General features: G+C 42.7%; 13 protein-coding genes. 8 read left to right on the forward strand and 5 right to left on the reverse strand.

What is annotated here, in order from left to right; all coding sequences use genetic code 11:
- Window positions 1–20 precede the first annotated feature (20 nt).
- The 3 genes from HYN43_RS27495 to hemW form a co-directional block, all read right to left on the reverse strand.
- Window positions 21–899, reverse strand: a complete 879-nt coding sequence (locus tag HYN43_RS27495; RefSeq protein ID WP_119407053.1) for a cupin-like domain-containing protein — start codon at window positions 897–899, stop codon at window positions 21–23.
- Between the two features lie 175 nt (window positions 900–1,074).
- The gene (locus HYN43_RS27500; protein ID WP_119407054.1) at window positions 1,075–1,620 is read right to left on the reverse strand and encodes a fasciclin domain-containing protein; all 546 of its coding nucleotides are present in this window, start codon (window positions 1,618–1,620) and stop codon (window positions 1,075–1,077) included.
- A gap of 100 nt (window positions 1,621–1,720) precedes the next feature.
- Window positions 1,721–2,842 carry a radical SAM family heme chaperone HemW gene (gene hemW, locus HYN43_RS27505; protein ID WP_119407055.1) on the reverse strand — a complete coding sequence of 374 codons (1,122 nt, stop codon included), beginning with the start codon at window positions 2,840–2,842 and terminating at the stop codon, window positions 1,721–1,723.
- A gap of 125 nt (window positions 2,843–2,967) precedes the next feature.
- Here hemW and HYN43_RS27510 point away from each other — a divergent pair, with 125 nt between their 5' ends.
- The 8 genes from HYN43_RS27510 (at window position 2,968) to HYN43_RS27545 (ending at window position 11,305) form a co-directional block, all read left to right on the forward strand.
- On the forward strand, window positions 2,968–3,672 hold the full coding sequence (locus HYN43_RS27510; RefSeq protein ID WP_119407056.1) for an L-type lectin family protein: 705 nt from the start codon (window positions 2,968–2,970) through the stop codon (window positions 3,670–3,672).
- 115 nt (window positions 3,673–3,787) lie between these two features.
- Window positions 3,788–4,768, forward strand: a complete 981-nt coding sequence (locus HYN43_RS27515; RefSeq protein ID WP_119407057.1) for a DUF4271 domain-containing protein — start codon at window positions 3,788–3,790, stop codon at window positions 4,766–4,768.
- A gap of 18 nt (window positions 4,769–4,786) precedes the next feature.
- Complete coding sequence (locus HYN43_RS27520; protein ID WP_119407058.1) at window positions 4,787–5,545, forward strand: uroporphyrinogen-III synthase; 759 nt, start codon at window positions 4,787–4,789, stop codon at window positions 5,543–5,545.
- A 253-nt stretch (window positions 5,546–5,798) separates the two neighbouring features.
- Window positions 5,799–7,115: a T9SS ring complex lipoprotein PorK/GldK gene (porK, locus tag HYN43_RS27525; RefSeq protein WP_119407059.1), complete on the forward strand. Its 1,317-nt coding sequence runs from the start codon at window positions 5,799–5,801 to the stop codon at window positions 7,113–7,115.
- A gap of 68 nt (window positions 7,116–7,183) precedes the next feature.
- Window positions 7,184–7,987 carry a type IX secretion system motor protein PorL/GldL gene (gene porL / locus HYN43_RS27530; RefSeq protein WP_119407060.1) on the forward strand — a complete coding sequence of 268 codons (804 nt, stop codon included), beginning with the start codon at window positions 7,184–7,186 and terminating at the stop codon, window positions 7,985–7,987.
- Between the two features lie 41 nt (window positions 7,988–8,028).
- Window positions 8,029–9,546, forward strand: a complete 1,518-nt coding sequence (gene porM, locus HYN43_RS27535; RefSeq protein WP_119407061.1) for a type IX secretion system motor protein PorM/GldM — start codon at window positions 8,029–8,031, stop codon at window positions 9,544–9,546.
- A gap of 7 nt (window positions 9,547–9,553) precedes the next feature.
- Complete coding sequence (gene porN / locus HYN43_RS27540) at window positions 9,554–10,549, forward strand: type IX secretion system ring subunit PorN/GldN (protein ID WP_119407062.1); 996 nt, start codon at window positions 9,554–9,556, stop codon at window positions 10,547–10,549.
- Between the two features lie 369 nt (window positions 10,550–10,918).
- Entirely contained in the window at window positions 10,919–11,305 is a 387-nt protein-coding gene (locus HYN43_RS27545; RefSeq protein WP_119407063.1) for a hypothetical protein, read from the forward strand.
- 73 nt (window positions 11,306–11,378) lie between these two features.
- Here the strand turns inward: HYN43_RS27545 and uvrC are convergent, their stop codons facing one another.
- Window positions 11,379–13,193: an excinuclease ABC subunit UvrC gene (gene uvrC / locus HYN43_RS27550; protein ID WP_119407064.1), complete on the reverse strand. Its 1,815-nt coding sequence runs from the start codon at window positions 13,191–13,193 to the stop codon at window positions 11,379–11,381.
- Between the two features lie 70 nt (window positions 13,194–13,263).
- Window positions 13,264–13,650, reverse strand: a complete 387-nt coding sequence (locus HYN43_RS27555) for a four helix bundle protein (protein WP_119407065.1) — start codon at window positions 13,648–13,650, stop codon at window positions 13,264–13,266.
- Between the last annotated feature and the right edge of the window lie 68 nt (window positions 13,651–13,718).

The raw sequence follows: 13,718 nt of genomic DNA on the forward strand, positions 1-13,718 counted from the left end.
AGTATAAATATATCTCAATATTATGGTTTGCCTGCAGCAAGCGCATTGTTGGCCCGTTTAATGGCCAGATTTTCCTTCCAGTCCATATAATCCTTTTTAAAGCGGGCTTTCATCAAATTATCAAACTTGCGCTGTATGGTTAAGTTATAAAGGCTTTTAGCTTTTATAGCCCATGATTTATCCCAGGCCCGCAGCGAGATAGAGAACGACCCGGTGAGATATTTCATCCAGTGCCAGTACCCGGTTGGCATAAACAGGGTATCGCCGTGCTCTAAAATAGCTTCCTGGCCTTCAATACCGTTAAGCGCCGGAAATTTGCCGAAATCGGGATTTTCAATATCATAATCTTCCAGTGCGTACGTAGCAAAAGGTATGCAGTACAGGCGTTCGGTCCATTTCTGGTCAAACAGCATTACATGTTTTCGGCCATTAAAATGGGTATGGAAAATATGTGCCAGGTCGATATCGTAATGTAAAAAGGTTACTGATCCTGCTCCTCCAAAAAACATATTGGGGTATTTATCCAGGAAACCGCCCATCAGGTCGGATGGTGAACGGTAATCTTCCAATAGTTTGGGGGCGTGTTTTATCGGGTCGAACAGGAAAATCCTTAAATCGGTAGGTTGTTTTTGAATAAGATCTATATAATCGCCAAATCTCATTTCGCTGGCCGATGCGTTGATGGCTTTGGATGGATCGGCTTTTGCACTGTTATATAGCGGTACGGTTTGGTCGCCTACGGTTTCTTTAAGATATTCAAAAGTCCATTTTTGCAGCGCAGGCCAGCTCTCAGTCGCTTTGCGGATTATAAGCGGTTTGCGCGGATTTAAGTAATTGTTAACAAAATCCTCCCTGCTTATATGGTCTACACTATCAATCGGTGTAAGCGTTATACTCATTTTCACAAATTAATTAACAGTCAAAATTAATTCTTTGTAAAAAAAATGTAAACGATTTTGCGGGATTTTGAAATTTAGCTGACAGTTTTTGGTTCAGTTTGCAGTTATCAGTTTGCAGCAGGCGGTTAGTAGTAATTCTCTGCTGCAAACTGCCCACCGCAAACTGCAAACTGATTTAATTCGTTTTCAGCACAGAGCTAACAACCTGTATAACGCCGTTGCTTTGGGGCACATCGGCTATGGTAATAAATGCTTTACCCCCTTTTTCATCAACAAGATAAAGTTTTGCTCCCTGCGACATCACGGTTATGGTGCCGCCGCTCAGGGTGTTCAGTTCCAGTTTGCCTTTGCCTTCCTTTACTTTTGCCAGTAAATCGGCCGAGGTAAATTTGCCGGGCACTACATGGTAGGTGAGTAATTTAATGAGGCCGGCTTTGCTGGCCGGTTTCATTAAATTATCAACAGTGCCCGCCGGGAGCAGGGCAAAAGCCTCATTGGTGGGGGCAAAAACCGTATAAGGGCCTGCTGCCGATAGCGTGGGCGCTAACCCCGCCGCCTTAATGGCGTTAACCAGTGTGGTATGATCTTTTGATGCCGAAGCATTTTGCACAATATTTTTAGTGGGCAGCATGGCTGCACCGCCTACGGTTTTTTGAGCATAAACTTTAGGGGCAGTTATAATTGCTGTAAATGATAAAGCGATGATGAGCAGTTTTTTCATAATTGCAGGTTATATTTAACAATACGATTGATAAAGGTAAACAGTTTTCAAAACCATTTTGCTTTGTAACAAAGTACTGACCGCCAAAAACAGCAAAGGTTTAAAAAAACAGTTCGGCCGCTATATGGTCGGCATAAAGTTTACCGGTAGAGGTAAGGTAAATAATATTTTCTTTTTGGGTGATCCATTCACGCTCAAAAAATTCGGCGGCTTCTTTTGATAACTGATCTGCTGCACCTTTGGCTATTTGGTTTAGTTTGTCAAGATCAAGGCCCCAGATAGTGCGAAGCGAAGTCATGACGTATTCGTTCAGGCGGTTTTCTTCGGTTAGCTCTTCAGTTTCGGCCGGGATGGTTTTTTTTTCGAGCCCCTGTATATATTTTGCATTATTGGCTATGTTCCAGGTGCGGGTATTACCATTGTACGAGTGTGCCGACGGACCGATGCCGAGATATTTAACACCTTTCCAGTAATTGGAATTATGGCGCGAGTAATGGCCCGGTTTGCAAAAGTTGGAGATCTCGTAATGCTCAAATCCATGCGCCTGCATGGCGTCCATTAATACCATAAACTGTTCAGCACTTTGCTGATCATTCATGGGGGGCTGCTTTTTTTTGCTGATGAATGAGGCCAGCGCGGTTTGCGGCTCAACCGTCATGGAATATGTGGAGATATGGGGTACATCCAGCTCAAAAACTTTGTCGAGGTTTTGCTTCCATTTGGTATCGCTTAGCATCGGGTAACCATAAATCAAATCGACAGTGATGTTTTCAAAACCGGCATCCTGCGCCCGTTTAACCGATGCTTCGGCTTCGTGATTGCGATGTACGCGGTTCATCCAGAATAAATCCTCATCAAAAAACGATTGGATGCCGATGCTGAAGCGGTTAACCGGTGTACCGCGCAAGGCCTTGAGTTTATCAGCTTTCAAATCATCAGGATTGGCTTCCAACGTTATTTCGGCTCCGGAGGATACCGTGTGCAATTCTGTAATGGTATTGATAATCCGGCTGATCTCATCTCCCTCTAAAACTGATGGTGTGCCGCCGCCAAAGTAAATGGTTTCGATGGTTTCGCCGTTGAGGTAGCTTTTTTGCAGTTTGATTTCGCGCAGCAAGGCCTGCAGCATTTCGTCTTTATATTTTAACGATGTGCTGAAATGGAAATCGCAATAATGGCAAGCCTGCCTGCAAAAAGGGATATGGATGTAAATGCCTGCCATGCGGCAAATGTAATGCAATTATAGGTTTTGTGCAGGAAGTATTGAAGTTCTGATTATCGCCGGACGTAAGCAGTTGTTAACAAACTATCATTCTGCCTATATTGGCTTAATCAATTAAACCAACTATGAACCGATGTGCTGTTACGTTAATAACTTATGCCTTCTTTGTGTTAGGCGCTTCCGCTCAGCAAAATAAAAAAAACATCCAGGTTAACATCAATAAACTGTTAAACGCCCGCCCTGTAACAACCGCTACCGATGGCAAACTGCAAAACTGGACTATAGGTATTGACGGAGCAGGAAAGGGAGATGGCTATCTTACGGCAACTGCCGCATCGCTCAACGGCGATAAAAATACCAACGCCTTGCCTGATAATCCCCTGATTCCCTCCAATTCGCATCATCCTGAAATACTGTTGCATTACAAAAATGGCGACGCCGGAAACCAGGCCCACAATATAGCCGGTGTTGATAGTTTTAAGTTTAACGTCCCTCGTGAAAAATATTCGGATTTCTATCTGAGCCTTACCAGTTCGGAAGGGCCTTCACGTTTGCATATCACCCTAAACTATACTAATGGCAGTGAAACCAAGGATTTTCGCCTGCCGGATTATTATAATGATATCCCTGAAAACGATCCTGATTTGAGCTACGTTGTCCACAACCTGGCCAAATGGAACCCCCAAAATAAAATGGCCGAAGCCGATCATCACAATATTGATGCGATGAATATCCACCCCGATGAAAAACGAATTCTGAAAAATATAGTTGTAAGCAAAGAGCATGACGGATACCTTGTGTTTTGGGCGGCAACCGGAGTTATCAGATAAGGAAGCCCGGAGAGAATTTTAATCGATAAAAATTATTTACTTCATAAAATTCGGGTTCAGATAATTACCCTATTTTTGCAGCAAATTTACTAAGCCCCCGGTTTAAGCTTTCATAATGCGTTTAATAGTTTGGTGTTGCCTGCTTTTTGTAATGAGTTATTCTGTAGCGTACGCGCAACAGGATTCGGCAGCGCGTGATACGCAGGTTACGGCAAGGGCTCGTGCTTTCAGGCCCGGCAATTCGGTTTTAGATTCGGTGGCAAACGCTATGCAAAACCGCGAAAAGTTTGTAACCGATTCGTTTACCATGCGCTATTTAAGGCCGCCCGATGCAGCTATGCGGGCCCAATATGCCGACAGCGTATTTAAAAACGAACTTTACCACGGCTACGGCTTCCTCGATCTGCACTCGCAATCAAAAAACCGGGTAATGGAAGGTCATGCACGCGGCGCGCGCGATCCCTGGGCAATTGTTACCATTATAGGCATCCTGTTGTACACCGCTGTTCTGAATCTGGTTTTAAGTAAGGATATCAGCACTGTGTATACTTCTTTTTACAGCAAGCGGGTGCTTTCAATTGCAGGTAAAGAGGAGGGGCCGGTGAGTACCTGGGCATTTCTGGGCTTGTTTTTGCTTTTCTGCGCCACCTTCAGCATGTTTTTATACCAGCTTGCAGCATACAAAGGTGTTTATTACAGGGTGGCCGGCAGCAGGCTTTTTATATGGCTTACCATAATAGTTGGCGCATTGTTTTTCCTTAAATTTTTAATACTGAAATTTTTGGGATTTATTTTCGATATCGACAAACTGGTAAGCGAGTACCTGAATATTTTGCACCTTACCTATTTTAATATTGCATTTGTTTTTTTGCCTGTAGTAATTTGCTTTAGCTTGCTTGGGGCGCAGTATATTCCGTTTTTACTTACAATTACCCTTGTTCTCATCATCATAATCTTTATCTGGCAGTATATCAGGAGCAGCGTAAATATAATTTCTACGTTTCGATTTCATAAATTTTATTTATTTACGTATCTTTGTGCCCTCGAAATTTGCCCTGTTTTGATTTTAATAAAGGCATTGAATATTAAAATTTAGGTTATTAAAAGCACTGAATTGGAAGATAGAAAGAAAAAGGTTAAAAGCATACTGGTTACTTTGCCTAAACCCGAAAACGACAAAAATCCTTATGCCGAGCTGGCAAAAAAGCTTAACCTGAAAATTGATTTCAGATCATTTATTCATGTTGAGGGTGTACCTGCAAAGGATTTCAGGAAGGAAAAAATAAACCTGGCCGATTTTAGCGCCGTTATTTTTACCAGCCGCAACTCGGCCGATCATTTTTTCCGCATCTGCGAAGAAATGCGCTTTGAGGTTCCGGTTGAGATGAAATATTTTTGCCTGTCAGAAACTATTGCCCTGTATCTTCAAAAATATATTCAGTACCGCAAGCGTAAGATATTTTTCGGCAAGCAAACCGCTGCCGATCTGGCTGAGGTATTGAAAAAGCATTCTTCGGAGAAATTTCTTTACCCATGTTCAGACGTTGCGGCCGAAGAAACTCAGCGCTTTTTGCTGGAGAACGGTTATAACTTTACGCCGGCTGTGCTTTTCCGCACCGTTTGCAGTGATCTTTCTGATCTGGCTGATGTATTTTATGATGTGATTGCGTTTTTCAGCCCATCAAGCATCCAGTCGCTGTACAAAAACTTTCCCGATTTTAAGCAGAATAATACCCGTATTGCCGCCTTTGGTGCCACTACTCATAAGGCTGTGCTTGAAGCCGGTTTAATTTTAGATATCCCCGCTCCAACTCCCGTTGCGCCATCCATGACAATGGCAATTGAGCAGTACGTAAAGCTGGTGAATAAATAATTATAATTTTATTCAAACAACTGCAACTTTTTAACGTATTATACCGTATAACAGCTAACTAATTGGCATATTAGCAATTAGTTAGCATAATGTTAAATGTGCGGCATTTTTTGCCGTATGTTATGGTTATACGGTATATTTATCTACTGATATCACCAGATTATCGTTTTTTATCGCTTACATTGCGCAAAATGTGATATATTCGGGCGTCGCATTGTGTTATAGTGATATAATTGATTTTTTGAATTAAAAAATGAAGCAGATTTACTTTCTAATAGTTGTTTTAGCCGGTGGTGTTTTAAGTGGCTGCGGTCGCGGCGGTGGTGACAGGGGCGAGGTTGTAGGCGTTCCGGCACGTTCATTCAGGGCCGAAGTTCCTTATGGCATGGTTTATATTCCGGGTGGCAGTTTCCTGATGGGGCAAACCGATCAGGATGTAACCTTCGCTCAGATAGCACAAACCAAACAGGTTACTATCCAGCCATTCTTCATGGATCAGACCGAAACCACCAACAGCCAATACAAAATGTTTGTGAACTGGGTTCGCGATTCGATTGCCATTTCAAAGTATATCAACGATAATAAATACTTTATTCAGCCTAAAGGCGGTGCCGGCAATTCCGGTAACAATAAAAAATATATCAACTGGGATTTTGTAAAGAAAAACCCAATCTGGAGCGCCAAAAAAGGCCAGGCCAGCAACTCGCAAAAGTTGCAGGGCATGTACTATCAGGGCGACGACCGCGTATTTGACCGCGACGAAGTTGATGTTCGCGTTTTAAAATACAATTACGCCTTATATACACTGCGCGATGCCGCAAGCTATCACAACGATAAAACCAAACATCGTTCTGATTTCATTTTCCGCGATACCGTTCCTGTTTATCCTGATACCCTGGTATGGCTGAGCGATTTTTCGTATGCTGCCAACGAGCCGATGGTTGAAAGTTATTTTTCACACCCGGCTTTCCGCAACTACCCTGTGGTAGGTGTAACCTGGAGGCAGGCCCGCGCTTACACCGTATGGCGCACCCGCTATAACGATGCTTATAAAGATAAACGCCATTTACCACACCGCGCACCTTATAATCTGCCTACTGAGGCCGAGTTTGAGTACGCTGCACGTGGCGGCAGGATAGGTACCGATTACCCATGGGGTGGTCCGTACATCAAAAATGCCAAAGGTTGCTTAATGGCCAACTTTAAACCAGGCCGCGGTAACTATACTGATGACGGCGGCCCTTACACCGTAAACGTTCGATCTTATTTCCCTAACGATTACGGCTTGTATAACATGGCAGGTAACGTTGCCGAATGGACACTATCTGCATTCGATGAATCGGCATCTACTTTTGTGCATGACCTGGCCCCAACTTTTAACTACGAAGCTAAAGCAACCGACCCCGAAGTACTGAAACGTAAAGTGGTACGCGGCGGATCATGGAAGGATATAGGCTATTTTCTTCAAAACTCAACCCGTACTTACGAGTACCAGGACACCGCGAAATCATATATCGGATTTCGCTGCGTAACCCACTACCTGGGCCGCGATATTAAAGACAAACGCTAATAACATACGTTGTTTATAATTAAGCAAATCAAAAAACAATAAAATAAAAAAGTTATCTCTGAATTATTATGGCTGGAAAGAAAAAACCATTCGGAATTGGGAACGTAATATCATTGGGTGCAACCGTAGTAATTATCGGGTTGTTGTTTAAAATACAGCACTGGAAATTTGCATCGGAATTCATTACAGCGGGTTTGGGTACAGAAGCTGTGTTGTTCTTTTTATTAGGCTTACAACGTGAAGACAAAGAAATTGATTGGGTTCGTGTATATCCCGAACTGAATGAAGATTTTCAGGGAGAACTTCCAAAGGCTACTATCCGCGGTGGTGGTGCTAACGTAGGTCCATCTACTACAGTTGCTTTAGATAAAATGATGGAAGAAGCCAAAATCGGTCCGGAGTTGGTACGCAGCCTTGGCGATGGTTTACGTTCATTTGGCGATAAGGTAGCTGCTATTTCACGCGTTACTGATGCAGGCGAAGCCACTATCGCTTTTACCAGCAAAGTTAAATCAGCAACAGATAGCTACGACAGATTGAGCAATGCTTTTGAAAAAGCATCAGCTAACTTAACCGAAATGGCAAACTCAAATGTTGATTCGAAAGCTTATCATGATCAGGTTAACCAATTGGCTAAAAACCTATCTGCCCTGAATGCCGTATACGAACTGGAGCTTCAGGATTCAAGCGCGCACTTAAAATCAATGAATAAATTTTACCAGAACCTTGCTCTTACCATGAACAACTTTAACGAATCGATGGACGATTCAAGGCAGTTTAAAGAAGAGGTAGGACGTTTGGCTAAAAACCTGGCATCATTAAACTCAATTTATGGCAATATGCTTACTGCCATGAACCAGCCACGTGTTTAATTATAATTAATTGATTGATTACAAGAAAAAGATTAGAATAGATGGCCGGAGGTAAGGAAACCCCAAGACAGCGAATGATAGGTATACTATACCTGGTACTATTGGGCCTTATAGCCCTGAACGTACCGGATAGCTTACTCGATGCATTCAAAAATATAACACGAAGCCTTGATGCTTCAAGAACCAACGTTACTACCAGCTTGCAAACTACATACAGCGCGTTTGAAGCTACTAAAATGAAAGAGCAGCCTGAAAAAGCGAGATTGCTATTGGACAGGGCTCACGAGGCAAGTAAAACTGCCGATGAGTTGAACGGTTATGTAGAGGAACTAAAAAACGAATTGATTAAAAAAGGTGGGGGCATAAACCCGGAAATAGATGATATTGAAGCAAGGGATAACCTGGATATCTCGCCTGAAGTGATGATCAACGGTAAAAAAGCCGATGTTTTGAAGGAAAAAATTGAAGCTACAAGGGCTAAATTATTGCAGATATTAGGTAAAGATAGTGTGGGTGTTAACTTTTCACTAAATGCTAATGATCCGCCAAAACGTCCCGGCATCCCATCAAAAACGTGGCAGCAAGCTTATTTCGGCGATGGTATACCACTGGGTGCATCAATAACAACTTTAGCAAAAATTCAGGCAGATAATAAAAACGCCGAAAACGAGGTTGTTAAAAAGATATTAGGCAAAATCGATCAGGCGCAGGTCACTTTAAATGCATTTAAAGCTGTAGTAGTTCCGTCAAGCACTTATGTAATAGCCGGCCAGCCTTATAAAGCGGAAATTTATTTATCCGCTTACGACAAAAATTCGGATCCAACCATTACTGTAGGTGGGTCGCAAGTGCCAACGAGCAATGGTGTAGGTGTTTATACCACTACTGCAAGCGGCGAAGGCATGCATACATGGAGTGGCGTGTTATCGGTAAAGCAAGTTGATGGACCTCCAAAGCCATATTCAATTAGCGGACAATATATGGTTGCAAGGCCATCGGCTGTAGTGTCGCCTGATAAAATGAATGTACTTTACATCGGTGTGCCAAATCCTATTTCGGTATCGGCACCGGGTGTACCTACATCAAGTATCAATGCCCGCATCGGTAGCGGTTCATTAAGCGGATCGGGTGGTCATTTTACTGCTACGGTGAGCAGTATTGGTAAAACAACCATTACTGTTACCGGCGAAAAAGGTATGGTTTTAGGTTCGACAGAATTCCGTATCAAACGGATCCCCGATCCTAAGCCTCAGTTTGCAGGCAAAAGCGGCGGTAATACCAGTTCGGCCAATATCAAAGCGCAGGACAGGCTTTTTGCCCAACTGGATAACTTTGATTTTGATGCAAAATTTAACGTAACGCACTTTACATTACTGGTTGTTAAGCCACGCCAGGATGCCATAATTTTATCTGGCAGCAGCGGCGAGTTAACCAGTGCAATGCATAGTGCTTTAAATACAGTTACACCAGGAACTACCATTGTTTTCAAGGATATTGTTGCGGTTGGCCCTGATCATTCACCACGATCTCTTGATCCGATTGTAATATCCGCAAACTAAAACGCGTATGAAGAAGAGAATTTTAGTTGTTATCCTTTGTTTAGCTTGCCTGGGTGCTTATGCCCAGAAAAAGCGCACAAAACGACCTCCGGCTAAAAAGCCGGCTACAACAACACGCCAGGCCGCTACCCGCCGCCCGCCGGCACAGGTACAGCCTGATAATGTTACCAGCCAGCAGCCGCTTGCAGCTACAGATACCGTAAGAAAAGTTGGAGGAAAACCTTTTGAAAGGCCACTTGACGGTTATTATAAAAAAACCAACATTTTAAGCGCCAGGGTTACGCCTTATCCAAACCTGCGCGAAGTTGATGTAGCCTTTGCAAAAAGGGTTTGGCGTGAGATTGACGTACGCGAAAAAATGAACCAATACCTGGCTTCACCAAAACGCCGTTTGATTGACGTGTTGCTTGACGCTATTGTAGCCGGAGAATTGACGGCTTACGATCCTACACCAGGTAAAAAAGACGATGTTGGCGGTGATGAGTTTTCTACGCCACTAACCGGATCACAAGCCCGCGGTCGTTTAGCATCAGACAGCAGTGTGGTTGAAAAACGTGATAAGGATAACAACGTGATTTCATCAAGCATGGTAGCCGGCGAGTTTAACCCGGATAGCGTATTGAAGTTCCGTATTAAAGAAGATTGGGTTTTTGATAAACAGCGTTCTATTTTCGAACCTCGTATTATCGGTATTGCGCCGTTAATTAAACCTAAAGGTGCCGGTTCGCTGGATATCGATTTTCAGCCTGCATTTTGGGTTTACTTCCCTGATGCCCGCCCGATATTGGCAACCAAAGAGGTGATTAGCCGCAACAGCGATGCTACCGGCTTAAGCTTCGACGACGTATTTATGAAGCGCATCTTTACCAGCTACATTGTTAAAGAAAGCAACGATAAAGACGAACGTATAAAAGATTACGCCCAGGGTATCGACAAGCTTTACGAATCTGAAAGGATCAAGAAAGAGCTGATGGATTGGGAACTTAACCTGTGGCAATACTAATAAGCTAAGGTTTATTTTTACGATATAAAAGCGCGGTGAATTTCACTGCGCTTTTTTGTTATATCATCTTTCGATTTGGTGTTGGTTCAAACACTTACGGTTTGATGCATTTTAAATCTTTTTTGTATGCGATTTTCACTTTGATCATGACAAGCTGTAGCCCTATCCCGACGAACGCCTCAAAATAACCGACAAACCCTAAAATTATCGACGAAACCGCATTTTATCCATTTTTTGAGGCTTTTCAGGCGTTGGTCTATTTATATCAGCAGCTGGTATAACACTTTTTAGCAGTCGGAATATATGTTGTTCATTTGATCATTGAAACAAACAACAACAAATATTAATCACTCTTAAAACACTATAGCCATGAAAACCTCAATCAAATTATCAGCATTATTTTTATTATTAACCGCAGGCGTTTTTGCTACCAATGCAGCCAGCGCTAAAGATAATACCCCTAAAGTAAAACAAACCGTAAGCTACGACGCCCTCGATAACGACCGTGGTTTAAAACTTACCTTAACCAAATCAGAAAGCGGCCGTACTTATGTACGTTTTTATAACAATCACGATGAGCTTTTGATGAAAGATGTGGTTGATACCAAAGCCGCAGTAAGCAAAGGCTACGTTTTTTCAGAATTGGATTTGGGCGACTATACACTTGAAATAAGCACCGATGGTAAAGTAACTAAAGAAACCGTTCATATTTACCAGGACGGCGATAACAAAGCTTTTTATATCGTTCAAAAATAATCAGCTCCATCATATAAGTATAAAAGCCCCGGCCATGAAACCGGGGCTTTATTGTTTTAATGTTGGCTAATTACTACTCTGCTACCTGCTCTCCGCCAAAATATGCCAATATCGCTTTAGCCTGTTTCAGGTTCACCACTTCCAAAAGCAATTCCTCATTAGCCTCACGCACTTTTTTTACCGATTTAAAGTATTTTAAAAGCTTCTCGGCTGTTGTTTTGCCAATGCCTTCTATCAGTTCCAGCTCGGTAACCAGGGTGCCCTTATCGCGTTTTTTGCGGTGGAAAGTGATACCGAAACGGTGAGCCTCATCACGCAGGTGCTGGATCACCTTTAATGTTTCTGATTTTTTGTCGAGATACATCGGGTACTGATCGTTGGGATAGTAAAGTTCTTCCAGGCGCTTGGCAATGCCTATAACGGTTACTTTTTTATCGATACCCAACAATTTAAGGCTGTGCATAGCCGATGATAACTGGCCTTTGCCGCCGTCAATCACTATCAGTTGCGGCAGTTCGGTACCCTCATCCAGCATGCGGCGGTAGCGGCGGTGTACGGCTTCCTCCATGGTGGCAAAATCGTTAGGGCCTTCAACGGTTTTAACGTTAAAATGGCGGTAGTCCTTTTTCGATGGCTTGCCATCTTTAAAAACCACAATGGCCGAAACCGGGTATTTGCCCTGGAAGTTGGAGTTATCAAAACACTCAATATGCCGAGGCAGCTGGTTCATGCGCAAATCCTTCATCATCTGCGTAAGCAGGCGTTCGGTGCGTACTTCGGGGTTTAGTTTTTCGTATTGATCTATCTTTTCCTTTTTAAAGAACTGTACGTTTTTTTGCGACAGATCTAACAATTTACGTTTCTCGCCCAGCTTAGGTACCGTGAATTTGATGTTAGGATGGTCTTCCAGGTCGATATCAAACGGAACGATGATTTCCTTGCTGTCGCTGCTGTAACGGCTCCTGAACTCGGATATGGCCAGTGTAAGCAATTCCTCGTCGGTTTCGTCAAGCTTCTTTTTAAGCTCGATGGTTTGGGTTTGGATGATGGTGCCATTCATCACCTTCAGGAAGTTTACAAAAGCCAGCTTCTCTTCGGATGCGATACTGAACACATCCACATCCGTGATAGACGAATTAACAACGGTTGATTTGCTCTGGTAATTCTCCAGCAGCTCGAATTTGCGTTTAAGCCGGTGCGCCAGCTCAAAATTCATTTCCATGGCGGCGGCATCCATCTCGTTTTTCAACCTGCGCAATACGGCGCCAATCTTTCCGTTCAGGATATCCTTAATCTCTTCGATGCTGTTATCGTAATCATCTTCTGTCTGGAAGTTTTGGCAGGGGCCTTTGCAGTTACCCAGTTGGTATTCCAGGCAAACTTTAAATTTCCCCTTGTCAATATTTTCGCGGGTGAGCGCCAGGTTGCAGGTACGCAGGGGATAAGTTTCCTTAATCAGCCCTAAAATATTATGCATCATGCTGATTGATGCATAGGGGCCAAGGTATTTTGAACCATCCTTAATAATCCGGCGTGTCCAGAAAATACGCGGGTAATTTTCGTTTTTGATGATGATCCAGGGGTAGGTTTTATCATCTTTTAACAAAACATTGTAACGCGGCTGGTGCTTTTTAATCATGCTGTTTTCCAGCAGCCAGGCGTCAACCTCGGTATCAACAATGGTAAAAGTAATAGCACGGATTTTGGATACCAGCACCCGCGTTTTGGCATTAATGTGGATATCCTGGTTAAAGTATGAACCTACGCGGTTGCGCAGGTCTTTGGCTTTGCCAATATATATCAATTCATTCTCACTATCCCAGTATTGGTATACGCCGGGACGATGAGGAATGTTCTTCAAGGCAGCTCTATAGTCAAAATCGTTCATTAGTTCACTGGTTCATTAGTTCATTGGTGCTGTTATGGCAGTAAATGTATAACTTATCCAATAAACCCTTTTATTGGTCGGGTTTGCTACTACCTCCCGATCGACCAATAAATTTTAAATACGCGTTCAATTTAATATGTATTGTTTGAAGCTTTTCAAACAGATCATTAAATTGTTCTTCCGTTATTAAGTTTCTTTTTTTCGACTTTTGTAGCCAGCCTTTCGTTTCTAAAATAGAGCCCCGGCTGAAATAGCAGAAATTGCGATTTTCTTTATAATGATATCTTCCATAGCCTTCTGCCATGTTTGAACTTATAGAATCGGCAGAACGAACTATTTGTTTTCCAACAGTATCCTTCGTAAAATAATCCCATCCGCTTACAATAAACCAAATCTCGTCGCTAAAACTATCAGCCAATCGATATACTTCTAAATCTTCTAATGAGTGATGACTCATACTATTGAATTGTTTAAGTAAGTTATTGAACTATCCACCAATGAACAAATGAACCAGTGAACAAATGA

Source organism: Mucilaginibacter celer (assembly GCF_003576455.2).
Classification (GTDB): domain Bacteria; phylum Bacteroidota; class Bacteroidia; order Sphingobacteriales; family Sphingobacteriaceae; genus Mucilaginibacter; species Mucilaginibacter celer.